This is a genomic window from Pseudanabaena sp. PCC 6802, from assembly GCF_000332175.1.
Taxonomy (GTDB): Bacteria; Cyanobacteriota; Cyanobacteriia; order Pseudanabaenales; family Pseudanabaenaceae; genus PCC-6802.
Window position 1 is genome coordinate 3916474 of sequence record NZ_KB235914.1, and the last position, 23705, is coordinate 3940178.

General features: G+C 48.5%; 23 protein-coding genes. 6 read left to right on the forward strand and 17 right to left on the reverse strand.

Annotation, left to right across the window (positions count from 1 at the left end):
- The first annotated feature begins 594 nt into the window (after positions 1-594).
- The 3 genes from thiS to nadB all read left to right on the forward strand — a co-directional run bounded on the left by thiS (position 595) and on the right by nadB (position 3133).
- The gene (thiS, locus tag PSE6802_RS0124105) at positions 595-825 is read left to right on the forward strand and encodes a sulfur carrier protein ThiS (protein ID WP_225902706.1); all 231 of its coding nucleotides are present in this window, start codon (positions 595-597) and stop codon (positions 823-825) included.
- Positions 826-1002: 177 nt separating this feature from the next.
- Complete coding sequence (gene psbU / locus PSE6802_RS0124110) at positions 1003-1389, forward strand: photosystem II complex extrinsic protein PsbU (protein WP_225902707.1); 387 nt, start codon at positions 1003-1005, stop codon at positions 1387-1389.
- 52 nt (positions 1390-1441) lie between these two features.
- On the forward strand, positions 1442-3133 hold the full coding sequence (gene nadB, locus PSE6802_RS0124115) for an L-aspartate oxidase (RefSeq protein WP_019502577.1): 1692 nt from the start codon (positions 1442-1444) through the stop codon (positions 3131-3133).
- Here the strand turns inward: nadB and PSE6802_RS0124120 are convergent.
- Positions 3130-3708, reverse strand: a complete 579-nt coding sequence (locus PSE6802_RS0124120; RefSeq protein ID WP_019502578.1) for a Uma2 family endonuclease — start codon at positions 3706-3708, stop codon at positions 3130-3132. The genes nadB and PSE6802_RS0124120 overlap by 4 nt on opposite strands.
- 61 nt (positions 3709-3769) lie before the next feature.
- Entirely contained in the window at positions 3770-5008 is a 1239-nt protein-coding gene (locus PSE6802_RS0124125; protein WP_036945736.1) for an FtsW/RodA/SpoVE family cell cycle protein, read from the reverse strand.
- Positions 5009-5224: 216 nt separating this feature from the next.
- Between PSE6802_RS0124125 and PSE6802_RS0124130 the strand changes: the two genes are divergently transcribed.
- Complete coding sequence (locus tag PSE6802_RS0124130; RefSeq protein WP_019502580.1) at positions 5225-6094, forward strand: alpha/beta fold hydrolase; 870 nt, start codon at positions 5225-5227, stop codon at positions 6092-6094.
- Positions 6095-6225: 131 nt separating this feature from the next.
- Here the strand turns inward: PSE6802_RS0124130 and PSE6802_RS0124135 are convergent, their stop codons facing one another.
- The 11 genes from PSE6802_RS0124135 to PSE6802_RS30200 all read right to left on the reverse strand — a co-directional run bounded on the left by PSE6802_RS0124135 (position 6226) and on the right by PSE6802_RS30200 (position 16947).
- A complete protein-coding gene (locus tag PSE6802_RS0124135) occupies positions 6226-7521 on the reverse strand; it encodes a glucose-1-phosphate adenylyltransferase (RefSeq protein ID WP_019502581.1) in 1296 nt (431 codons plus the stop codon).
- Positions 7522-7672: 151 nt separating this feature from the next.
- Positions 7673-9379, reverse strand: a complete 1707-nt coding sequence (locus PSE6802_RS0124140) for a DUF3352 domain-containing protein (protein ID WP_019502582.1) — start codon at positions 9377-9379, stop codon at positions 7673-7675.
- Between the two features lie 205 nt (positions 9380-9584).
- Positions 9585-9911: an MGMT family protein gene (locus PSE6802_RS0124145; protein WP_019502583.1), complete on the reverse strand. Its 327-nt coding sequence runs from the start codon at positions 9909-9911 to the stop codon at positions 9585-9587.
- A gap of 76 nt (positions 9912-9987) precedes the next feature.
- A complete protein-coding gene (locus PSE6802_RS0124150) occupies positions 9988-10674 on the reverse strand; it encodes an SH3 domain-containing protein (protein ID WP_019502584.1) in 687 nt (228 codons plus the stop codon).
- 58 nt (positions 10675-10732) lie between these two features.
- Positions 10733-10987 (reverse strand): ribbon-helix-helix domain-containing protein, encoded by a 255-nt coding sequence (locus PSE6802_RS0124155; RefSeq protein WP_019502585.1) that lies wholly within the window; start codon positions 10985-10987, stop codon positions 10733-10735.
- Between the two features lie 257 nt (positions 10988-11244).
- Positions 11245-11640, reverse strand: coding sequence for an MliC family protein (locus PSE6802_RS30195; RefSeq protein ID WP_019502586.1), 396 nt, complete (start codon positions 11638-11640; stop codon positions 11245-11247).
- 184 nt (positions 11641-11824) lie between these two features.
- Complete coding sequence (locus PSE6802_RS0124165) at positions 11825-13066, reverse strand: sensor histidine kinase (RefSeq protein ID WP_026103524.1); 1242 nt, start codon at positions 13064-13066, stop codon at positions 11825-11827.
- Between the two features lie 31 nt (positions 13067-13097).
- Complete coding sequence (locus PSE6802_RS0124170) at positions 13098-13790, reverse strand: response regulator transcription factor (RefSeq protein ID WP_019502588.1); 693 nt, start codon at positions 13788-13790, stop codon at positions 13098-13100.
- A gap of 7 nt (positions 13791-13797) precedes the next feature.
- Positions 13798-14517, reverse strand: a complete 720-nt coding sequence (locus PSE6802_RS0124175) for an ABC transporter ATP-binding protein (protein WP_019502589.1) — start codon at positions 14515-14517, stop codon at positions 13798-13800.
- An 8-nt stretch (positions 14518-14525) separates the two neighbouring features.
- Positions 14526-15818: a homoserine dehydrogenase gene (locus tag PSE6802_RS0124180; RefSeq protein WP_019502590.1), complete on the reverse strand. Its 1293-nt coding sequence runs from the start codon at positions 15816-15818 to the stop codon at positions 14526-14528.
- A gap of 220 nt (positions 15819-16038) precedes the next feature.
- Entirely contained in the window at positions 16039-16947 is a 909-nt protein-coding gene (locus tag PSE6802_RS30200; RefSeq protein WP_019502591.1) for a ferredoxin reductase domain-containing protein, read from the reverse strand.
- Positions 16948-17496: 549 nt separating this feature from the next.
- Here PSE6802_RS30200 and ilvB point away from each other — a divergent pair.
- Together ilvB and PSE6802_RS33890 are read left to right on the forward strand one after the other, a co-directional pair.
- Positions 17497-19242, forward strand: a complete 1746-nt coding sequence (gene ilvB / locus PSE6802_RS0124190) for a biosynthetic-type acetolactate synthase large subunit (RefSeq protein ID WP_019502592.1) — start codon at positions 17497-17499, stop codon at positions 19240-19242.
- Positions 19243-19363: 121 nt separating this feature from the next.
- Positions 19364-19540 carry a hypothetical protein gene (locus PSE6802_RS33890; RefSeq protein ID WP_019502593.1) on the forward strand — a complete coding sequence of 59 codons (177 nt, stop codon included), beginning with the start codon at positions 19364-19366 and terminating at the stop codon, positions 19538-19540.
- 34 nt (positions 19541-19574) lie between these two features.
- Here the strand turns inward: PSE6802_RS33890 and PSE6802_RS0124200 are convergent, their stop codons facing one another.
- The 4 genes from PSE6802_RS0124200 to PSE6802_RS0124215 form a co-directional block, all read right to left on the reverse strand.
- A complete protein-coding gene (locus PSE6802_RS0124200) occupies positions 19575-20345 on the reverse strand; it encodes a COP23 domain-containing protein (protein ID WP_019502594.1) in 771 nt (256 codons plus the stop codon).
- Positions 20346-20470: 125 nt separating this feature from the next.
- Positions 20471-21295, reverse strand: coding sequence for a fumarylacetoacetate hydrolase family protein (locus PSE6802_RS0124205; protein WP_019502595.1), 825 nt, complete (start codon positions 21293-21295; stop codon positions 20471-20473).
- 74 nt (positions 21296-21369) lie between these two features.
- Positions 21370-22869 (reverse strand): anthranilate synthase component I, encoded by a 1500-nt coding sequence (gene trpE / locus PSE6802_RS0124210; protein WP_019502596.1) that lies wholly within the window; start codon positions 22867-22869, stop codon positions 21370-21372.
- A 155-nt stretch (positions 22870-23024) separates the two neighbouring features.
- Positions 23025-23465 carry a photosystem I reaction center subunit II PsaD gene (locus PSE6802_RS0124215; protein WP_051050598.1) on the reverse strand — a complete coding sequence of 147 codons (441 nt, stop codon included), beginning with the start codon at positions 23463-23465 and terminating at the stop codon, positions 23025-23027.
- Positions 23466-23705 lie beyond the last annotated feature (240 nt).

Here is a 23705-nt window from a genome sequence, read left to right on the forward strand (position 1 = left end):
CTAGTCATCAAAATCATCTCTCTCCTATCAACCCCCAGCAGATTCTGCTGGGGGTTTTGCCCTTTGATTGCAAGGCAGCTAATGTATTTTGGAGCGATCGCAGCATAAATCTTCAAAGAGCTATTATAGCGTTTTTCAATTGAGAACAGGTTTTATTGACGGGGTGAAGGGGTAGAACCCCTTCTTGGGGGTAACGCCCCCAAACCCCCTTCTCGTTTTCAGATGAAAGACGCTATAGCTATAAAAACACCCGCAATTTCTTGCGAGTGTTGGTTCCCTTTTACTATTTCACTTCGAGTCAAGCAAGTTCTACTTGATGTACTTAGAATAACTAAAATGAGATGTCGAGTACTTCACCTATGCGGCCAGCTTACCGGGCGATTGCTGTTTGTACTGATGGGTGAGGCATAGATGCGGCAGCCAGGTGAGGCGAACGCGATATCCACCAGTTAGTATTTAAACAATCATTTTTACCTCTTTTAGAGACCTGCCAGGCATTCTGTCAGGTTTTTTTATTTATCTGAACACTGTCGTATTGCAGTCCAATCGTACGCACGGGCCTATGGTTGGATTACAATTGAAACTAGACCATCAGTGTTAGTTATTAAGTGTTTTGTGGAAACGATCGCACTACAGGTGAATGGCAGTAGCAAAACTTGTGCCCCGAATACCAACATGCCCCAGTTGCTTAGCTTCCTAGGCTTAAATCCGCGTTTAGTAGCAGTTGAATACAACGGTGAAATTTTGCATCGCCAGTTTTGGGACGATACTATCCTCAAAGAAGGCGATCGCCTGGAGATCGTCACTATTGTCGGCGGCGGGTAAGTTAGTTACATGGAGTGAAACCTGTAATAGCCTGGGTAAAAACCGTAATGGCAGTCTCCAATTACTGATTGGCTAACATAGGTTAAAGTCCCGATTTTACATTACCTTTTTCTGGTAATCTCTAGGATCAGGATTCTTTTCATAAACTAAATTTCTAGATTTGATTTGAGAAATACGATGATGAAAGCTTTAGCCCGCTTTTTGGTTGCCACCGCAGCAATCGCAATGATTTTTGTGGCTGGATTTTTAGGTACGAGCAATAGCAATTATGCTTTTGCCGCGGATTTACCCGATACTAGCTATATCAAAGCTGATAACAGCAAGATCGATCTCAATAATGCCAATATTTATGAATTTCGTAAAATTCCAGGCATGTACCCCACGCTTGGACGCATTATTGTTGAGAATGCTCCCTATAACTCTCTGGATGAAGTCTTAGCAGTCAAGGGACTCACCTCCGAGCAACAGGCAAAAATCAGGGAAAACGCCGATCGCTTTACCCTGTTCAAACCAGATAATTCCATGCAACGCGAGCGCATTAATAATGCCAATTATCGCCTCTAACTTTTGAGTAATTTTTGGGTAATACCAAAGATTGATGTTTGGATTTGTAAGGATGGGCGGCCCCGTGCTTTGTCCATCCTTAATCTATTTAGGACTAACCTTTCATCGAAGCGTGACTGCTAAAAACTTCGACGCAGTAGTGATAGGTGCAGGTGCTGCCGGATTGTATACTGCCCTTTCACTTGCTGACAAATCATCGGGCGATTCTGCTCAGTGGCAAATTGCTCTCATTGCTAAAGACAATCTCTCCATATCGGCTAGCGACTGGGCGCAGGGCGGTATTGCTGCTGTGGTGGCGGGTGACGACTCCCCCAGCTTACATGCCGACGATACGCTCAAGGCTGGCGCTGGTTTATGCGAACCCAGTGCCGTTGCCATTCTAGTTGCTTCAGCAAAGCAACAAATTGAAAACCTGCTCGCTCTGGGCGTAGATTTCGATCGCCACGGGCAGTCGCTAGCTGTCACCCTGGAGGCAGCACACTCGCGGCGACGGGTCTTACATGCTGCCGACGCAACAGGTCGAGCGTTGGTAAGTACGCTAGCTGCTCGAGTTTTGGCTAATCCGAATGTTCATGTTTTTGATTCGACTCTAGCTCTGGATCTTTACCTCAATCGGGGTAGATGTGCTGGGGTGTTTTGTGTATCTTTAGCACCGAATAGTATGGTGGAATGCCTGCTGGCTCCTGTGGTAGTGCTGGCAACAGGTGGTGGTGCTCAGGTGTTTGCTCAGACTACCAATCCGCCGTCTAGTACGGGTGATGGGGTAGCGATCGCCTGGCGAGCAGGTGCTGCAATTAGGGATATGGAGTTCGTTCAGTTTCATCCTACGGCGTTGGCGGTAGAGGGCGCGCCGCGTTTTTTGATCAGCGAAGCCGTGCGGGGCGAAGGCGCGTATCTAGTTGATGCCAATGGCAGGCGGTTTGTATTTGACTACGACTCCAGGGGCGAACTGGCTCCCCGCGATATCGTCAGTCGGGCTGTGTTTAAGCACCTGAGTAAAACTGGCGATTCCACGGTATTTCTAGACTTGCAGGCGATCGCGCCAGAGACGATCTCCCGTCGTTTCCCCAACATTATGCGCATCTGTCAAAATTGGCAGATCGATATTTTTTCAACTCCTATCCCCGTAACACCCGCTGCCCATTACTGCATGGGTGGCATTGTCACGGATACCTATGGAGCCACTTCTATCCCTGGCTTGTATGCGGTGGGCGAAACTGCAAGTACGGGCGTGCATGGTGCCAACCGTCTCGCCAGTAATTCTTTGCTGGAGTGCTTTGTATTTGGGGCGCGTTTGGCCGAACGCGTTCGCGATTTACTCGAAGTGTCAGAATTCCCCGCACCCGTGAATTTAGCAAATCTGGATCTGGATTTGTTAGATCGGCAGGCAGATCGAGAGGAGATAGGGCGTTTGCAAATGTTGAAATCCTCTTTGCAAGAGTTGACCTGGCAAGCGGCGGGAATTTGTCGGAGTGGTGCGGAGCTAGAAACTGCCTTGAGCCAAATTCAGGTTTGGCGGCAAGAAATTACAGCTAAAAAGTATAGCGATCGCCTCTGGGTAGAAACCCGCAACCTCATGGACTTTGCCTACTTATTAGTGAGATCGGCTTTATTTCGCAGCGAGAGCCGTGGCGCTCACTATCGGATCGACTATCCTCAAATCGATCCAGAGTGGCAAGTACATACGGTAATTCAGTTTGAGGAGATCTGGCGATCGACACCGCTCGCGTCGCAATCTGCCTAGCTCAATATCTGTGACAGATCGAGCATAAAACCAGGCAATACATCTTCACCTGAAAGCTTAGTTGGTGAATTTAAAACTTCTACGGGGCGATCGTGGCGATAAACTTCAACGATTTTTGTTTTTGAGTCAATTAGCCATCCTAAACGCAGTCCGTTGGCTAAGTATTCCAGCATTTTTGCCTGAATGGTATCTAGCCTGTCGCTTTCAGAGCGGATTTCAACCGCAAAATCGGGACATAGGGGTAAAAACTTTTTTCTTTGCTCTGGTAAAAGAGCTTGCCATCGCCCTACGGTAATCCAAGCAGCATCAGGAGAGCGCGTCGCACCATTAGGTAGTCTAAAGCCAGTGGAAGAGTCGTAGACTTTGCCAAGTTTAGTTTGTTGGTTCCAATACCAGAGTTGGCCGTTGACATCTGAGTTGCGCTCGCCTGTATCTCCACCTGTAGGCGGCATAATTACTAATTCTCCCGTAGACATTCGCTCCAGTCTTAAGTCAGGATTTTGGATTGCTAGCAACAAAAACTGCTCTTCGGTCACTGCGATCGCTGGATTCCAATTAAGCGCATGCGCATACATACACTGCTATACCTTAATCAATTAGATCTTCAATACACTTAATTTTATAGCAGCCTCAAGGTTACTGACGTTTTGCCGCTAATCTTGCCTGCCTCTCATCTCTAGATTCAGATCTTGTCGGCCTTGAATTGGGAGAGCGATCGTTTCTTTTGGGCTGGAGGGGAATCACTTCCGCGCTCGACACTTCGCGGGCAGAGCGCACGAGCAGTCCCGCTACAATCAGACTCGATAGCATGGAACTGCCGCCGTAACTAATCAGCGGGAATGGTAGGCCCGTAGTAGGCAGCGCTCCTGACGCAACGCCAATATTCAAGAAAGATTGCCCCACTAACAATACTGTCGTGCCAATCGCGACCAGACTAACAATGCGATCCTTACTCTTGAGAGCTACGCGCAAGCCGATCGCGCCAAAAATTAAAATTGCGACAATCAGGACAATTCCACCAATTAGGCCGAATTCTTCTGCAAAAACACCAAAAATGAAGTCAGTGTCTTGAATGGGTAAATATAACTTCATGCCTGACATGCCATAACCCACACCCGTAATACCGCCGGAACCAATTGCCATCAGGCTTTGGGATAGTTGATATCCGTCACCTGCTCGATCCAGCCAGGGATTTAAAAAGGACAGGATGCGCTTAAGCTGATATGGCTTTGAAGCTATGCTAGCGACGGCCACTATAACTCCGAGAGCAGCAGTACCAAGTAGTTGCGACATGGGCAACCCTGCCCCCAGAGCGATCGTCCAGAGCGTGATGCCGCACAAGGCTGTCATGCTCAGGCTGGGTTGCAGGAGAATACCAGCAAGGGCGATCGCAAATATCGCCAGCCACAGCAGGCGCAATTGCCACTTAGTTTGTTGCCAACGCCCAAACAGTTGAGCAGCTTGCAGTACTAAAAATGGCTTGATTAACTCAGAAGGTTGGATTAAAAACGATCCAAATTTGATCCAGCGGGTTGATTCGTTTCTAGTTTCGCCAACACTAGTATGGGTAGCAAACAGGAGGGCTAGAGCAATAAATAGGCCAACACTAGCAACCTTGAGTGTAGTCCGCAGGGGTAAATGGACTATGATGCCAAACAAAAACAGTCCGATCGTAATCCATATCAACTGTGCTTTGAAGTAATAAAGCCCGTCTTTGATGTTGGGATCGGCAGCAGCGGAGGCAAAGGAAGCAGAGAACATAATCGCTAACCCTGCCAGTAACCATAGGAAAGTCATCCACCGTAGCAATCTAGCTTCGGCTGCCCAATTTCCTACTGTGGGATCGAAAAATGGAATTAGTCGCAGTATTTTCACGAGAGCTATGCGTGTGAAGGACAATGCAAACGTATTAGTTTACATGGCGGATTCGATCGTGCCACGAAACGCACTTAAGAATTAACACAGAAACAGCAAATTTTAAATAGTTATACCAAATAAGCCAAATAAACCATAAAGTGTATCGATGATCTCTGAGATGGCTTCAGTACAGCGATCGCTATAATACGGACAACAAACTCGTGGTTGCCTCGCATGTCTCCGTCAAAATTATTAGTGCAAATCCAGGCTCATCGCCAAATTTTAAATCTGCCGCACATCGACCTCAGCTATTTGGAGTGGAACCAGGGACAGGAGCCGCTGCTTTTGCTGCACGGGTTGGCTGATAGTAGCGCGGTATGGCTGAGTTTGGCAGAATCTTTGCAGGATCGCTACCATATTATCGCCCCAGATTTACGCGGACATGGAGACAGCAGCAAACCTGCCAATGGCTACCGTTGTGGCGATATCATTGCCGATTTAGAAGCTTTAATGGATAGCGCTGGCTGGCGATCGACCCATGCGATCGCTCATTCCTGGTCGGCTAAAGTGGTGGCGGTGTGGGCCAGACAAAAACCACAGCGCTTGCGCAGCGCGATCCTGGTCGATCCGTTTTTCATCGATCGCATGCCCAATTGGCTGGGATTGACCCTACCGATTATTTATCGCACGCTGCCCTTCCTCAAAACGATGGGGCCATTTGCCAGCTACGAGCTAGCAGAACAACAGGCACGCCAGCTCAAACAGTATCGAGGTTGGAGCGATCTTCAGCAGGCGGTATTCCGAGCCAGCATGGAACAGAAACCGAACGGACGGTGGGGCAGCAAGTTTGTCGTACAGGCTAGGGATGAGATCTTTGAGGACACAATGCAGGTAACAGGGCTGACGGAGCCATTGGAGATTCCTACTCTTTTCCTCCAACCAGACGGAGGCTTGAATCGCCTGGAATGGCAGCTAAAGTCCTATCGCACTTACCTCAAAAATCTACAGATTCAAAAAATACCTGGCAACCACTGGACTTTTTTGGTAGAACCACTAGCATTTAACCAGGCTGTAGCCGATTTTCTAGAGAAGCACAGTGCTTGAAATAACTGCATCATCTATTGACAGGGACGGCAATGGCTTGCGCCGCCTCGATACTGGTCTGGTTAGGGCAGGCACGAGGCACTGCCCCTACAGCCCCTATAATTATCGTTGCATTTTTGCGAGGCGATCGCCTAAATCGTCGTGTAATCCGGGATGGTCGCGCCCTTGAGCACCACCACTATCCCATTGCAAATGCAATATCCCTTGTCCTCGCAACTAGTAGTGTCCTGAATCCCTTCCTTGTTGATAATCTGTACGTGCTTGCCGATCCGCGCGTTCTTGTCCACGATCGCGCGCCGGATAATCGTATTCTCACCAATTCCTATCGGTATCTTACCCGCACGCAAGTCTGCCGCGCGCTCTTCCTCCGTTTGGTAAAAGTCGCTCCCCATCAACAAAGAGTCTTCAATCGTACAGCCACTACTCACCTGCACCCGCACGCCCAACACCGAATGATTCACCGTGGAGCGATCGATAATGCAGCCATCGCTGATCATCGAATCCCTCACCTGACATTCCAATACCTTAGTCGGGGGCAAATACCTCGGTCGGGTATATATCGGCGCGTCTTCCTCATACAAGCTAAACGGTGCCTTGGGATGCTTCGTCAAGTCTAAATTAGCATTGTAAAATGCTTCTATCGTTCCGATGTCCTCCCAATAATCCATGAACAGGTGTGCCTGTACGTTCCGTCCTGAAGCGATCGCTCCCGGAATGATTTCTTTGCCAAAATCCGTGTGTTCTTTTTGTTGATTCAGCAGATCGATCATGGCTTCACGCTTGAACACGTAAATCCCCATCGAGGCAATGTAGGGATTATCTTTGGCTGCTGCCGCATCCAAACCCAGAGTGGTAGTATCCACCTTCATGCTCTCCAGTTCATCACCCTTGGGCTTTTCTTTGAAATCCACCACTCGACCGGACTCGTCAATTTTCAGCAAGCCAAATGCCGATGCTTTCTTCTGGTCTACGGGTAGCACCGAGAGGGTAATGTCAGCATCAGTGCTGCGATGGCGCTCCACAAACTGGCGGTAGTCCATGCGATAAAGTTGGTCGCCGGAGAGGATGAGAAAGTCTCGCACCGCCCACGACTCCAATAACCAGAGATACTGGCGCACGGCATCGGCTGTACCTTGGAACCAGCCTGGATTGTCGGGGGTTTGCTGCGCCGCGAGAATATCGACAAACCCGTCAGAAAAGGAGGACGGACGGTAGGTTTGATTAATATGGCGGTTGAGTGAGGTAGAGTTAAATTGCGTCAAGACATAGATCTTTTCCATGCCGGAGTTGAGGCAGTTGCTGACCGGGATGTCGATGAGGCGATATTTGCCCCCCAGTGGCACTGCTGGTTTAGCGCGCCGTTTTGTAAGGGGATAGAGGCGCGAACCTTGTCCGCCGCCCAAAATTACCGACAGTACGTCTTTCATAATAGGTTGTTTAACTTCTAGTTGCCTTGACTTGCTTGCTCCTTCTTATTCTCTGTCTTTGTTGTTACCGTTGGCAAGGTCATCGATCGCACCCATTATGTTAGGTGGGGCACGTGAGGGCAGACACTATAGATCTGCCCCTACAGTAGTACTATTTACCGCCTTTTTTGAGGGCGAGGAGTAGTTCAAACCTGCTGGTAGACTTGTCGGGCATGACGGCTGTACCAGCTATCCCCCGTACTGAACTAATAAAGGCATTAGCTTCTGGTGGAACTTCAGATTTTACAGTTGGCACTTTTTCAGTAATCAACGCCCAGGTTTTGTCTGCATCCAGGTAAAAATAGCCAAGGTTAGGACTTAAAAGCGAACCTGTAATAGTCTTAAATGCTTGGCTGCTATCGAGAGCGTTAGCAGGCTTTGTAGCTAGTGCATTTGCCAAAGGCCCAGCCGTAACAAAAAATGCATCTTGTGCGTACCAACCATGACTAATGACGTTTTGGGCACCAGGGAACGACCACTGCGTCACTGCAACACCACTAACATCTTTAGTCTCTACCGTGCCACTATTGCTTTTGATGTAGTCATCCAACTTCTTCAGCAAAGCTTCAGCCGCAGGACGGTTGCTGGTTTGGAAAACCAAAGCAGGGGCAGCTCCAACTGGAGCTAGAACCCCTTCGCTGTTGGTAATGCCAGCCAGCGCAAACTCACCATCCATCCATCCAAAGATATCCTTGTCAACATCGATCGCTAGGGGTGACGACTTGGCCTGCTGCCTTACCTCAGTCAGGGCTGTTTTCAGTTCGGGAATTTTCTCCGCATCTTGAGTAAATTGTTCCCACCGTGCTTTGATATTTACACCTGAAATTAAGGCAAATGTCTCAGATGGGAACTGGGCGATCACTTTGCCTGGAGATGGCTTGAATTCAACCTTCAAGTAATTAGGGTCGATCTTGGTAACGCCCTTTAATCTAATGCCATCACCATCTATGCCCACACCAACATTGACAGATTTGATCAACTTCAGTTGCTCTAAAGATGCTTGGGGGATTTGAGCAGCCTCAGGATTAAGAGCAGTCAACTGCTGCACGGCATCGGGGAAGTTGGGCATGTAGAACTGAATAACTGGATTCTTAAGCTCCAAGTTCTCGGCAGTCAATGAATTAGCAACAGATGCCCCACCTTTATAGGTGTCGATCGCTTTTTCTAGTGAGGCTTTCTGGGGTGCTAGTACGAGAAAATTATCCACAAAGGCATAGATCGTCGGTTGGCCGGTACTGCCTGTTTCCTCATTAATTTGAATGCCCCTATAGTCAATTTGCTGGAATTTCTGGTTGTTCTTAGACTTTGTCTTTTCTATAAATTGGTTAGCCTTCTCCTTGTCTTTTATTTCAACCACAAATAGCAGATTGGGTTCGCCTTTACCTGTGGTTGCAGGGGCTTCTTGAGCAAGGCTGCTAGTCGAGACAGGCAACGCACGTAACTGGCTGCGGTTGGACTGCGATACGGCAGGTTTGCCAGGTAGGATCGCAAACATAATGTTACCTGCCCAGGGTTTGATGTCTTTTTCAAAGTCAACTTCATTCTTAGCGGCTGATGCCTGAATTTGCTTTAAGGCCTCATCAAAGATTTTTTTGGTCTCAGGCGTTTGGAACTGCTCTAATTGCGACCAAGCTGCTCCATCAGTAGAGATAGAGGCAGCCATAATTACCTGCTGGGGTACGATCTTTGCCGCGCTAACTACCTGGGCTGGCCCCAGCGTGATATTGTTTTTGAAGTAGAAGTAGGCTCCTGCCCCCCCTGCTGCGACAATTGCCGCGCCAACTACGGGTACCAGGATATTTGATTTTTTTTCAGACATAACAATTTAACTGGGTTTACCTTAATTTTTTAGTTTACTATTCGGGCAATTTCAGGATCGGTGACGTAGCTCACTGCCTTTAGGTAACACCAAATAGTACAGAATCTATTCAATTAATGCCAATTCTTCAACATCGAACTACAGCAGTTATTGTAGTCGAGCCTACCTGAAATTTTACAAAGCTTTAATTTTGCTGAGTACCTGATTAATTACCCAGCGATCGCGGCTGCCAGCGAAACTGCCGCAGGTTAACTTTACCGTCAACGCTGAATGTGATGCCTTCCTGTTCGAGCAGCGATCGCTGGAGGTAATCGGCTCCACGTCGCAGGGGGGAGTAGGATATTTCGCCTTTGGCATTAATGACGCGATGCCAGGGGATATCAGAGGAGGGGGTATCGATCTGGAAAAGGGCGTAACCAACTAACCTGGCTTTGCCAACTAGATCGGACAACTCGGCAATCTGCCCGTAGGTCGCCACCTGACCTTTCGGGATCTGGCGCACTACGTCATAGATGCGATCGTAGGTAGACATTATGTTTAATTTGAGTTTGGGTTAGCGATTTGCTAAAGTCCTTGCATGGGAACAAAAGATAACTGTATTTTGGCGGTCAATCGCCAGAAATGAATGTTTTCATTGTCCATCTCCCATTGACCTGAATAAAAACCGCGCGATAGTCTATCGGACTGCGAACTTCTTGATGTAGTACGTATCCCTCCTTATTATTGGGAGTAGTAATCTTTATCCATTGAGAATCTCTATATTCCTGATTTCGTTGCACGATGTCATGGGATAATGTTTCTACTACTGGAGCATTAGCACTGGGAGTTTTTCTCAGAGGAACGTTGGGTTTAATAACTACTACGTTAGTAAAAGCATCTAGCTTGTCTGGAAATTTACAGAAAACGTAGGGCGTGCAAAATGTCTTTTGGCCGCGATCGCTAGATTCAAATACCCCACCGAGCGCTAGTACTTCAATCAAATCTCCCCAGATAGCATGGTTGGGATCGCTAAAGCCGGAGTGCTTCTTGAAATCTGCTAAACCTTCACCGCGACCAAAGGTATATTTGATATCAGGTGCGGTAATGCTAAAAATGTAGTTCTTATCCCGTCGCCTGGCAGCAGCTAATAACTCCTTGCGAAAAGATTGGAATGATGGATCGGTTGCGCCTTCGTCAATGGGCTGAAGCTTCTCTGCCCAAGCATCCCCTTTATATAGGCTCCCTACGAGCGATAGGCTGAATAGCGTTACTCCTAAAAGTATTGGTCTGGCTATTAGGAATCTAGACTTACTCAAATATTTCAACTTTCGTTAGACTCCTCAAATAAAGATGATAAGTTACAGTGAGGCATACCTAATGCGATCGCTGGAAGCGCTCCAGTATTTGATGCACAAATGTCTCTCCATCAATTGGAGCGGTATGATTTGAGACGGCAACTGCTTCTTCGATTTTTCTCCTGGTATCCTCAACCCATTTCAAATTGTAGCGATCGTATTCATCCAATAAACGTAGGAGAATTTCCAGAACTTCTTCGGCAGAACGGTACTTACCAGCCTGAATCTTAGATTGAATAAAGTGTTCTTGAGCGGGGGGAAGACTAATGCTCATAGTATGTTTGCAGCTAATCTGCCTACCATTTTAAACCAGCGAGTGAGTGGAGGGGGCGTAGCCCCCTCCACTCACTCAAAACTTTTGTTTCGATCTGCTATAGCGTTTTTCAACTGAGAACAGGTTTTATTGACGGGGTGAAGGGGTTCCACACGGCAGTGGCTCTAGCGGGGAACCCCCAAGACCGCCCTGCCTCCCCTTCTTGGGGGCAATGCCCCCAAACCCCCTAATCTTTCCGATCTGAAAAACGCTATAGCTTATTTTGCGACGCATCGATCGAGTACCTTTTTGCCGTTAGCCTCGAGAGAAGTTAGTTTGTCTTTGGTATAAAGAGTAGTTTTGCCATCGCTGTATTTTGTGCCGGAGCCTGCCTTGGCAGAAGCTAGAGTCAGTTGTTTTTTATCCCATTCGAACTTTGCGCCTTTGTCAGAGTACTCTACTTTCAAAGTCTTTTTGTCAGCACACGTATATTCAACCGTTTTAACGGTAGATGCAGCGGGTTTAGCAGTAGGCGCAGGTTTGGTTTCAGCTACTTTGGGGGTGGTAGCGGGCTTGGTTTGAGTTGCGGTATTAGCAACTGCAATACCTGCGGAAAGAGAACCCAACGCGATAGTAGCAGCGATTATAGAATTACGAATTGAATTTGATTTCATGGTTAATATTCTTCTGAAGCTAGACACTTTTAGTTGTAGACAGATTTGTTAGTCCAGGGGGCGGGGCTGTGCCCTCACGCAGGGGGACACCCCTGCACCCCGTCCTAAGCCTGTTAGCTATAGCTATATCAACTTAGAAGATAAAGGTGAGGAATTGGTGAGGTTTGAGATCGCGCGTACCGAATTAAATTAGCTTATGCTTTGCAACCGGCAGTCTGACTGTAAAGGTAGATCCTTTGTTTAGGTGGCTGGTGACGCTAATTAGCCCGTTGTGATGGTTGGCGATCGCTCTGGCAATTGCTAACCCGAGACCAGAACCGCCAGAATGATAAGAACGGGCGCTATCAGCTTGCCAAAAGCGATCGAATATTTTGTTAATGTCCGCTGGGGCAATGCCAATGCCAGTATCCTCAATTGAGACCTGGATGTATTTGCGATAAAAAACCGTGTTAATACCTATCTGACCGCCGTTAGGCGTGTATTGAATGGCATTTTCTAACAAATTGCGAAATAGACGAGACAGTTGGGGGGCATCACCAGCAACGGTTAAACCAGCCATCAGATTTTGGTTTAACTGAAGTGCTTTATCGTCTAACTGTGGCCGCAACTGTTGGATCAGTTCTTCCAAGATGCTGTTGAGTTGATGTACCTGAGTTTGCAGTTTAGAGCGATCGACCCTGGCAAGCAGGAGCAGATCGGAGGTGAGCTGGGTAATCTGATTAGCAGCACTGATAATTGCCTCAAACTTTTGCCGATCGCTAGAGCGCATTCCTGCTGGGTACTTGAGCGCAACAGCAGCATTATTTTTGATGGCGGTAAGGGGACTGCGCAACTCGTGGGAGGCATCAGAGGTGAATTGCTGCAGTTGCGCGAAGCTGCGCTCGATCGGTTGCATTGCTTGACTGGTAAGCCAAATCCCACCTATACCGCTGAGGAAGATCGCAACAAAAATACCGCTGCCAAGCCCCCAATTTAATTGATCGATGGTTTTGTCTATGGCTTGTAAGGACTGACTAGCTCGCGCAAAACCGATGCGATGCCCGTCGTTGCTTGTAATTGGTAGGGTAACGCTTTGAATGTGTCCCTGGATAGAAGAACTCTTACCTTTACGGTCGAGTGCAACTGGTACAGTAGGAAAGGTCATGCCAAGGGTAACGATGAGTTTTCCATGCGAGTCAAACCATTGCAACGAGCGATCGCGATTTTTGAGATCCTTGTCAGAAAAATCGCTATCTACTTTAAGTTTGCCATCTTCATACTGTAGTTCTCTAGTTGCAGCATCGGCTATGGTGGTGAGATCTTCGGTGAGTTGGTCGATCCGGTTGTGCTCGAACACAATTCTGACTGACAGGGCGAATACGCTCAGAATTGTCCCGAGAACTAGTAAATACATGAATAAAAGACGATAGCGAATAGCTCTAAACATAGTCGATATAGCCGCTAGAGGGAGCTAGTTATTAGTTGGGAGGTGCAGGGGCGGGCGATCGCAGGCGATACCCCATACCATGGACTGTCTCAATTATGTCCTCTGAGGCTCCGACTGCCTTGAGCTTTTGCCGCAGTCCTTTGATGTGCGTTTTCACTGCGTCTTCCCCCGGACAGCGATCGAAGCTCCACAGTTTATCGATGAGCGCGCTGCGACTAAAAATCCGGGTAGGATGTCTCAAAAATAGCTCCATCAACATATACTCTTTAGGGGTCAGATTTAGGGGAGTCTCCTTATACATGACCTTACAAGCAACGAGATCGAGCTGCAAATCTTCGCGTGCCAAACTGATGAGGTTGGCGCGATCGCCTCGTCGCGAAAAAGCCCTCACCCTAGCTTCTATTTCTTCCAATTCAAAGGGCTTGACGAGATAATCATCCGCTCCCGCATCCAGACCGATTACTTTATCTGCAGTCGTATCTCGGGCGGTTAGCATCAAAATAAAAGCGGAGAAGCCATCGGCACGCAAGCGCTTGCATAAGGTAATCCCATCCAAACGCGGGAGCATGATGTCTAGTAAAATCAGGTCGTAGTCAGTGGCTTGAGCGCATTCCCATCCCTGCTCGCCATCTCTGGCAATGTCCACCAAATGATGTTGGTGTTCGAGATCCTCGGCAAGGGGTTGAGCTATGCGATCGTCGTCTTCAACCAGTAAAATTCTCATTAACAGCTCAACCCAAATATGCCTTTTTCACACCCTCATCTTCTAACAATGCCGATGCCTGACCCGACAGCGTAATTTGTCCCGCTTCTAAAACATAACCGCGATCGGCTACTTGCAATGCCAGATTAGCATTTTGTTCGACTAACAAAATCGTCACGCCTTGGGCGTGCAGGTCGCGAATCACGCCAAAAATTTCGCGGACGACCTGGGGTGCTAAACCCAAACTCGGTTCGTCTAAAAGCAATAGTTTAGGGCGACTCATGAGGGCGCGCGCGATCGCTAACATCTGTTGTTCGCCGCCGCTCAACGTCCCTGCTAATTGATGCTTGCGTTCTTGCAGTCGGGGAAATACCCGAAACTGACGTTCGATGTCCTCCTGCACGCCCTTGGCATCGGAGCGCGTATAGGCTCCCAACTCTAAATTGGTCAGAACCGACTGACGTGCCAATACCCTGCGACCCTCCGGACTTTGAGCGATGCCCATCTTGACAATCTGGTCGGGGCGCGATCGCCGAATATTTTTACCGCGATATTGCATCTGCCCGCTGCGAATATCCACCAGTCGCGAAATTGCTCGTAGTGTCGTAGTTTTGCCCGCACCATTGGCACCAATGAGCGTAACGATTTCGCCTGGATAGACGACGAGATCTAGATCGCGTAGAGCCTGAATGCCACCATAATTAACGTTTAAGCTGCTAATTGCCAGAAGAGGTTGCGATTCGTTCATAGAGAGGCTCACAGAATCCTCAGCACGGTAGCAATGCTCTCGATCGCATCGAGGTTTTTAATATCGGCGATCGCGGTCTGAAAATTACGCTCGACCACTTGCTTAGTTACCACCACAACTTCAGCAAATTCGCCGTGGCTATTTTTCTGGATGATACTTTCGAGGTTGACGAGGTGCTTGCCAAAACGCATGCCGATCTCGCCAATTACACCAGGGCGATCGCGGGCAATTAAACGCACGTAAAACTGAGTTTTATTACTATCAACTGAATGTACCTTGGCATAGTGCTGGTGCGAACAACCCATCAACTGATTGATCTTGCCAGTGCCTGACTTGAGTGCGGCGACAACGTTAATTATGTCAGCTACAACCGCGCTTGCTGTCGCTCCCGATCCAGCACCTGGCCCGGAAAATACCACTTCGCCTATTGGATCGCCCGCTACTGTAACTGCATTGGTAACGCCATTAATACTGGCTAGAGGATGGGTAATGGGAATCAGGGTAGGATGAACGCGGATATCTAAGCCGGACTCACCATCAACAACTGCATGTCTGGCAATGCCTAATAACTTGATCGCAAAGCCCAACTCGGTTGCCCAGTGAATATCAATACTGGTAACGTTGCGAATCCCTTCGCGATAGATTTCGTCGAGCTTGATGCGATCGCCAAAAGCCAGACTAGCCAGAATCGCAATTTTGTCAGCAGCGTCGTACCCGTCTACATCAGCGGTGGGATCGGCTTCGGCATAACCCAGGGCTTGAGCGTTTGCCAAAATGTCCTCAAAGGCTCCACCTTCCTGGTGCATGCGGCTGAGGATGTAGTTAGTCGTGCCGTTGATAATGCCCGTCACGGCAGCGATGCGATTGGCTCCCAGCGCTTGCTTTAAAGCCTGAATAATCGGAATCCCACCCCCTACGGATGCCTCCAGCATCACGTATACGCCATTGGCCTTAGCCGCCGTAAAAATCTCGGCTCCATAGCGAGCCAGCACGGCTTTATTTGCCGTCACGACATGCTTGCCATTGGCGATCGCCTGTAAAATTAGGCTCCGCGCTGGTTCCAGTCCCCCAATTAGCTCTACGATAATTTCGATATCTGGATCGTTAACAATCGACTCTAAGTTATTGGTGTAATAGCTCGCAGGTAGGTCAACGTCGCGTTTAGTAGAAAGCGATCGCACGCCCACGCTTTTAATTTCTATTTCGCGCAGAACTGGGTGGCGACCCTCAGGATCGAGCAAAATCTTCGCCACGCCCGTACCAACAGTTCCCAGTCCTAAAATGCCAATCTTGCAACTCACGATTTTACAGCTATAGCGGTGATGGATTCGGTTAGTGGAGCAAGCAGGGTTCTACCCTTATACGCCCGTTCTAAACCTTATGGTCAGAGCTATACCAGCGATCGACCATCAGCTATCAGCATACACTGAGTGGAGCGATCGACGCGGCGTAGAACTTATGTAAAAGGGTGGCTATTTCTGCCACCCTAAATAAAAACTACTTCATTGAGTCGAGTTGGGACTAGTAAGTCTCAATGTGCCAACGTCCTTCTTTCTTCATTTGCTTTTCGTAGTCTTTCCAGTGCACGCCGGACTTAGCAGCGGTATCGATCATGAACTCGTCAATGCCGCTCTCCATGCCTTTGAGACCGCAGATATAGCCGTGGGTATTGGGCTTTTGCAGTAGTTCCCACAACTCGTCAGCATACTGAGCCATGCGGTGTTGGACGTACATTTTTTCACCCTTAGCATTTTTTTGCTCGCGGCTGAGGGCATAGTCTAGACGGAAATTTCGCTCATTCTTATATTGCAGCCAGTCCAGATCGGCTTTGTACAAAATTGAAGAATCAGTAGCTACACCAAAGAAGAGCCAGGCTAGACCATTAAATTTGTAGTCATCGTGCTTTTCTTTGAACATGCGCCACAGAAATGCGCGGAATGGCGCAATACCCGTACCAGTCGCGATCATAATAATGTTGGCATCAGGATCTTCAGGTAAAAGCATCTCCTTACCAACCGGCCCAGTAATTTGGACATCATCGCCGGGTTTGAGGTCGCAGATAAAATTAGAGCAAACACCATAGACAGTTTCGCCCGTTTCCGGATGCTTGTACTCCAAGCGGCGCACGCTTAAAGATACAGTCTTGTCATCAATATCATCGCCATGTCTGGTCGAGGCGATCGAGTAGAGTCGGATCTTATGGGGCTTACCATTTTTATCCTCACCAGGCGGGATAACCCCAATACTTTGCCCTTCTAGATAGCGCAGATCGCCACCTGAAATGTCAAACTTGACGTGGCGCGTATCTCCAGGTGCTCCTGGTCTTAGTAGGGACTCGTTTGATATGCATTTGCCCACAAATGGGCTGTTAGGACGATAAATATTTACAGGGATATCCTTCTTTTCTTTTTTTTCTGTCGTCTGATCCATGAATTTTACTGCTTGAGGTATTAGGGTTTGCTTATTAACAGCTTAAAGAGTCTACATCTTAGAGCTGCCAGGCCTTGAAATTGCTAGGTTGTGATGCCAAAGCTTTGATTTGAGGGAAACCTCAAACATTAATCTTACGCTGAAAACGGCTCAATCGCTTTCCTAATAACTAAGCTAAAACTGCTTTGAGAAATGTTTACAAAAATACTAAAGTTTTAATTTTAAATATTGGGCAGCCCTATAATCTACTCCTATAGCGTAATTGTCTGAAAGTAAAAATCCGACCCAACTAATCGTTGGAATGTCAAGATACTATTGCTACAATATGAAAAACTTAAGGGTCGATCTTTGGTCATCCCTACAAAGTTATAGTTTTTTAGTTAAGCTTGCCAAACCGTGGGCTAGTGCCGCACTTTAGAGCGCTAAGGTAGTCGGTTTTGCTATACGAGGTATGGCAAAACCTGATTGAGTTTTGGCAGTAGCACGTCAGTGACACATCATTGAGATCGCCGTAATCCATTCAAGATCGCACATTTTTAGGAGGCTGCTTTGCGTACATCTGGTGCCTTTGCGCTGATTGACAGTATCAGAAGACAGGGTGTCAAACACCTATTTGGCTATCCTGGTGGGGCAATCCTACCTGTCTATGATGAAATTTATAAGGCAGAAGCTAGAGGGGAAATAAGCCATATTCTGGTACGCCACGAGCAGGCAGCCGCCCATGCCGCCGATGCCTATGCGCGCGCTACGGGTCAGGTGGGTGTATGTATTGCCACATCTGGACCTGGAGCTACTAACCTCGTAACAGGCATTGCCACTGCCCAAATGGACTCCGTACCTTTAGTAATTGTGACGGGGCAGGTACCATCCTATGCCATTGGTACCGATGCCTTCCAAGAGACAGACATTTTTGGGATTACGCTACCCCTGGTCAAGCATTCATATGTGGTGCGTCAGCCTGAAGATATTGCCCGCGTGGTAGCAGAAGCATTTCACATTGCTATTACAGGGCGACCGGGGCCAGTTCTAATCGATATTCCCAAGGATATCGGGCAAAAGGAGTTTGAGTACGAGCCTGAAAAAGTAGAGTTGCAGTTGCGCGGCTATCAATCCAAAATTAACGGAGATCTCGATCGCGAACAAATTGATGCGGCTGTTAGCTTAATTCGTACGGCTATGCGACCGCTGTTGTACGTTGGCGGTGGAGCGATCGTCTCTAATGCCCATGCTGAGGTTAAGCAACTAGCGGAGCGCTTTGCTGTGCCTGTAACTACTACGCTGATGGGTAAGGGTGCGTTTGACGAAAATCATCCCCTTTCCGTGGGCATGTTGGGGATGCACGGTACTGCCTATGCTAACTTCGCCGTACAGGGATGTGACTTACTAATTGCTGTAGGTGCCAGATTCGACGATCGCGTGACGGGCAGGCTAGACAAATTTGCCCCAGAAGCCAAAGTAATTCACATTGACATCGACCCGGCGGAAGTAGGCAAAAACCGCAAGCCAGACATACCGATCGTGGGCGATGTGAAGGTAGTGCTGGCAGCTTTGTTGGCGGCAACTACCTATGAGGAAGCAACTCGCACAAAGGCATGGTTAGAGCAAATTGCGGAATGGAAGGTCGATTATCCTCTGGAAATTCCCCACTACCCGAATGCACTCTCGCCTCAGGAAGTAATCGCCGAGTTTGGCAAGCAAGCCCCTGATGCTTACTACACCACTGATGTGGGTCAGCATCAGATGTGGGCGGCGCAGTTCCTCAGAAGCGGCCCCAGACGCTGGATCTCCAGTGCTGGTTTGGGCACGATGGGCTACGGTATGCCTGCTGCTATGGGTGTAAAAGTGGCATTGCCGGAGCATGAGGTGATCTGTATTAGCGGGGACGCTAGTTTCCAAATGAACTTGCAGGAGTTGGCAACTCTGGCGCAATACGGCATCAACGTGAAAACAGTAATTATCAATAACGGCTGGCAAGGCATGGTGCGCCAATGGCAGGAAAGCTTCTACAGCGAGCGTTATTCCAACTCCAACATGGAAGCGGGCATGCCCGACTTTAAAAAGCTAGCCGAAGCTTTTGGGGTGAAGGGCTTATTAGTCACCCATGAAGATGACCTCTCCGCCATCGTGGCAGAAATCCTGGCGCATGATGGCCCCATCGTAGCTGATTTTCGCGTGAAGCGGGATGAGAACTGCTATCCGATGGTGCCGCCCGGAGCGAGCAACTCGGAGATGGTGGGCTTACCGGAACCAAAGAGGTTGCAACAAAAGTTAGAACGCGCTAAGGAACTGGTTTAACGGAAATTGCGACTATACCCAAGCGATCGCAAAAGCCCTCCCGAACTTTAGGAGGGCTTTAAGCAGTAATTTCTTGGCAAGATGTCCGAGACCAAGCTCTCTCACGAGCGAAAGCAGATCGATGAGTTTGCCAATAGTCTTTCGGGCTGAGGCTCAGGCTGAATTTGACGACGCGTTTGATTGGTACGAGCAACAGCAATCAGGGCTTGGGGTTGACTTTCTCATGTGTGTTACCGAAGTGCTGGAGCGCATTAAGTTATTACGATCGATTCACCAAATTTTAGGTGCGTTGCTATGAAGCAACACACCCTACGGCGGACTGGAGAATCAAACTAACGGAATCTACCCGGTCTAAATTGTCTGCCGATCGGTACGCCATTTTGCAGTCCCGTACCAGTACCGCCATCGGATGGATCTAGGAAAGGCTTGAGATAAATGCCATCGCCACTAAAACTAGAGCGGCTGGGCGTACGTGCTGGAGTATTATTATTCGTATTTCTTTGCGGTCTGCCGCCTAGCAAGCCACCTAAATCTATGCCAAGGATGTTGTTGCGCTCGCCTTCGACGAAAGTAGCAACGGGGGCAGTAGTCTGACCGCTATCTGCAACTGTTAAGTTACTAAATACGCGATCGCGTGTAGTAACGGGATCTTGCCCGACTGGCACCGTGAGAATAATCCGGCAAACGGGATTCTTTTCAGTGGTAGCGCAGATGATATTGTAGCCATTTTCAATCCCGGTACGCATTTCTAACAGACCATCGGGGCGATAGGACTCTAGACGGCGGCTAATCTCGTAGCAGCGGCGATCCGATGCCCAGCCGCCGCCCATCGCCGATGGGGTAGCCCAGGGGAATACCTTACCTGGTTGGCTTTTAGGTTGGTATACCACCGTATATTGACCGCTTTGTAATTGGCAGGAAAAACGCGTTCCGGTGAGGACATTAGGCTGTTCCGACGATTCAATAGGTACAGGGGCATCGCTTTGAGCGCGCACAGGCAAACCTACAGGCACGGTGACTGCTGCGATCGCCCCTATAGCCAGAGCTAATTTCCCTGAGCGCTTATTTTTGATAGTAAAGTGTGAGGTAAAGAGCTGCTGCATAGCCGCATGTCCCCCTTAGGGCAAAACTAAGATTACGTTTAGATATGACGCAGAAAATCTCTAAATGGTGCTGCACCTTTATGACAATTTTCGTGCCATTTTTTTGCTGAATTCTATATCAAAATCTACGCTAAGTTTTGACTAATATCATCCAACTCTGGTTCAACGGGCAGTGGATTGCGAAGAGCCACATTATTATGTAGCTTACCGATGCCCTCAATTTCTATATAAATGCTGTCACCTGCCGATAGCGGCCCAACCCCTTCGGGAGTACCCGTAAGAATAATATCGCCTGGGTAAAGAGTCATGATCTGACTGATATAGGCAACGAGGAATTCGGGTGTAAACACCATTCCATCGACCGTTTGCGACTGTAGTGCTTTCTTATTACCCTGCAAAAAGGTTTGCAAGAGTGCCGTAGGACTAATATCGCGCACTACCCAGGGACCGAGCGGACAGAAAGTATCGAAGCCTTTAGCTCTTGTCCATTGACTATCGCGGCGCTGTAAATCCCTTGCCGTAACATCATTGGCAATGGTATAACCCCAGATCGCGCATAATGCTTGCTTGGGCAGGCAATTAGTGCAAGTATTTCCAATTACAAGTGCCAGCTCCCCCTCATACTCTACTTGTTCGGACTGGGGTGGTAAAAGGATCGTGCCATCCGGTGGCAAGATCGCACTGGTAGGCTTGAAAAAGAGTAGAGGTTCCTCAGGTACGACCCCACCCATTTCTGCGGCATGGGCAGCGTAGTTTCTCCCCACCGCAATAATTTTGCTCGGCTCGCAGGGAGCCAGCAACTGGTAGGTATCTGGTGCAAGTAGCTTACTGGTAGGGCTACCCCCAACCCAAGGCGCAGCCGTATATAACTGCACGGACTGATTCAATTCTAGTAAGCCGTAATGAACTTGCCCTTGAGCAGTTTTTACCCGAACAAAGCGATCGGCCATAGCATCCTAAGATGATGATTGTTAAGGCTGTTTAGCATGGTACATTTTAGCGAATTACCGCCGCGCGATCGCGTCTAGCTAAGACAGCGAATAGACTCTAGCATACCTCTGGCCTTGTTTAAGGTTTCTTGATATTCCTTTAGGGGTTCTGAGTCGGCCACGATACCTGCTCCCGCCTGAACGCTAACCGTACCTTCCCGCACGATCATCGTGCGAATTGTAATGGCGGTATTGAGTTGGCCCTCAAAGTCGTAGTAGCCATAGGCTCCGGCGTAGGTACTGCGGCGATCGCCCTCCAGAGCATGAATAATCTCCATCGCTCGAATTTTGGGCGCGCCGCTGACCGTACCGGCGGGGAAAGAAGCTTGTAACAGATCCCAAGCCGTTTTATGGGGCAGCAGCTCGCCCACCACATTGCTGACAATGTGCATGACATGGGAATAGCGTTCGATCGACATTAACTCGTCCACCTGTACGGTGCCGCTGCGACATACCCTCCCCAGATCGTTACGCCCGAGATCGACCAACATGACGTGTTCGGCAACTTCCTTAGGATCTGAGAGCAAATCCCTAGCTAACTCTGTATCTTCTTTTGCCGTAGCACCACGCGGTCTAGTGCCAGCAATTGGTCGGAGCACGGCTTTAGTAACATCGTCAACTCTATCGGCTTTCACCATAATTTCAGGACTGGAGCCAATTACCTGCCAATTGTCAAAGTGCAGATATGCCATATATGGTGATGGATTGATTACCCGCAGGGAGCGATACAGACTGAACGGATCGCCGCCGAACGGTGTCGATAAACGCTGCGACAGCACGACCTGAAAAATATCTCCGGCCTTGATGTGTTGTTTTGCCACCTCTACAGACTTGCAGAAGTCTGCCTGGCTGACATTGCTACTGTAGGTTAACGGCGGTTGTTGAGCGGGGTTCACCCAATTAATCGCTGTTTTTTGCCGATCCAGCGGAGATCGCAGCTTGTTCACCATTAAAGCGACGCGATCGCAGGCTCGATCGTAGGCTAACTTCGGGTCGGCTCCATCGCGCAGATCGGCATAGGCGATCGCCCAAACCTTACGCTTGACCTGATCGAAAACCAGTAAGCTATCAACCTGCATCCACAGACCGTCGGGCAGATCGCTGGCATTACACGGAAATACTGGCACCCTGGGTTCGATCCAGTGAATTAGTTCGTAACCCCAAAAGCCAATGAGTCCAGCCAGATTGGGCGGCAGTTGCGGTAGGTGAACGGGATGAATAGGGGCAAGGCAGTCAGCCAGGTGTTTAAAGGGATTGCCAATGTATGCCTTCTCCGTACCATCGCGAAAGATCTGAGTAGTGCGATCGCCTCTTGCTTCTAATCTCCAGAGCGGGTCGCAGCCCAGGAAACTATAACGACCAACCCGTTCCCCTCCTTCCACTGATTCCAGTAAAAAACTAAATGGTTGTCCCTGGCAAACCCGGTACCACGCCGATACAGGCGTATCGAGATCTGCCACCAATTCCTGATACACGGGCACGAAGTTGCCCTGACCGACTAACTGCTGAAACTGAGAATAATCTGGCAAAATCATGAGCTACAAATACCCAAAATGTAGAAATCAGGAGCCAAGATCTTTCCTGACTCCTGAGCAATGTGGTGAATGCCATTTGGCTTTTTATAGATTGGCGTTCTAAAGCTAAAATCGAAAAATTGCGACAGCACAGCGATCGCAACTCTCTAGGTAACCTAGTTATCGTGAGTAGCTTTACCCGTGAACTTGACCGAAATTGGGTTGGGATTATCGCCAATCTTGCGGCTAACGCTGTTGACGGCAGCCCGACCGGCATTTACCTTTTCAGGGAAAACGCCATCGGCAGGGTGCAGGTAGACTTGATCGCCATTTGGGAACTCGCGCCAGATCTTATAGTTATTGATCTTAAATTTTCTAAGCTGCGTGCCGAGCGCTAGAGCTTGTTCTTTCTTGGCGAGATAGAGCATGTTATCGCCACTGTGCATGGTAGCAGCGCCACCAGTAGGCATTTCAAACACCTGCTGTTTGGGGCTAGACCAGGTAATCACGTATTTTTCTTCAGTGTTAGCAGATGCTAGCAAACCACCTGTGCTACCAGGCCACATAGGGACTTTACCTGATGGTTTCCCGGATGCTTCTTGCTGTTCTTCTGACATTGAGTATTCTCCCAGATTTGGTTTTAGTTTGAATATATGGAATGAATGAGGGCAGAATGCCATTTGTTATATGAAGCAAGATTATCATTTTTGCATACCCCTCAGCCAAGATAACTTAACGTTCCTTTACGCTTTGCGACACTCATACACTTATATAACCTTTATAGTTAGTGTTAATTTTCGCCTCAAAAGTGTCCGGAGCAAGCCTGACATCGAGTATTGGCGGGATAGCACATCTTA

Bases quoted from the DNA above. Each gene is read 5' to 3' on its own strand.
- psbU (WP_225902707.1), top strand. From the start codon at position 1,003: ATGATGAAAGCTTTAGCCCGCTTTTTGGTTGCCACCGCAGCAATCGCA.
- nadB (WP_019502577.1), top strand. From the start codon at position 1,442: ATGGGCGGCCCCGTGCTTTGTCCATCCTTAATCTATTTAGGACTAACC.
- PSE6802_RS0124120 (WP_019502578.1), bottom strand. From the start codon at position 3,708: ATGTATGCGCATGCGCTTAATTGGAATCCAGCGATCGCAGTGACCGAA.
- PSE6802_RS0124130 (WP_019502580.1), top strand. From the start codon at position 5,225: ATGTCTCCGTCAAAATTATTAGTGCAAATCCAGGCTCATCGCCAAATT.
- PSE6802_RS0124135 (WP_019502581.1), bottom strand. From the start codon at position 7,521: ATGAAAGACGTACTGTCGGTAATTTTGGGCGGCGGACAAGGTTCGCGC.
- PSE6802_RS0124140 (WP_019502582.1), bottom strand. From the start codon at position 9,379: ATGTCTGAAAAAAAATCAAATATCCTGGTACCCGTAGTTGGCGCGGCA.
- PSE6802_RS0124145 (WP_019502583.1), bottom strand. From the start codon at position 9,911: ATGTCTACCTACGATCGCATCTATGACGTAGTGCGCCAGATCCCGAAA.
- PSE6802_RS0124155 (WP_019502585.1), bottom strand. From the start codon at position 10,987: ATGAGCATTAGTCTTCCCCCCGCTCAAGAACACTTTATTCAATCTAAG.
- PSE6802_RS30195 (WP_019502586.1), bottom strand. From the start codon at position 11,640: ATGAAATCAAATTCAATTCGTAATTCTATAATCGCTGCTACTATCGCG.
- PSE6802_RS0124165 (WP_026103524.1), bottom strand. From the start codon at position 13,066: ATGTTTAGAGCTATTCGCTATCGTCTTTTATTCATGTATTTACTAGTT.
- PSE6802_RS0124170 (WP_019502588.1), bottom strand. From the start codon at position 13,790: ATGAGAATTTTACTGGTTGAAGACGACGATCGCATAGCTCAACCCCTT.
- PSE6802_RS0124175 (WP_019502589.1), bottom strand. From the start codon at position 14,517: ATGAACGAATCGCAACCTCTTCTGGCAATTAGCAGCTTAAACGTTAAT.
- PSE6802_RS30200 (WP_019502591.1), bottom strand. From the start codon at position 16,947: ATGGATCAGACGACAGAAAAAAAAGAAAAGAAGGATATCCCTGTAAAT.
- PSE6802_RS33890 (WP_019502593.1), top strand. From the start codon at position 19,364: ATGAGTTTGCCAATAGTCTTTCGGGCTGAGGCTCAGGCTGAATTTGAC.
- PSE6802_RS0124200 (WP_019502594.1), bottom strand. From the start codon at position 20,345: ATGCAGCAGCTCTTTACCTCACACTTTACTATCAAAAATAAGCGCTCA.
- PSE6802_RS0124205 (WP_019502595.1), bottom strand. From the start codon at position 21,295: ATGGCCGATCGCTTTGTTCGGGTAAAAACTGCTCAAGGGCAAGTTCAT.
- trpE (WP_019502596.1), bottom strand. From the start codon at position 22,869: ATGATTTTGCCAGATTATTCTCAGTTTCAGCAGTTAGTCGGTCAGGGC.
- PSE6802_RS0124215 (WP_051050598.1), bottom strand. From the start codon at position 23,465: ATGTCAGAAGAACAGCAAGAAGCATCCGGGAAACCATCAGGTAAAGTC.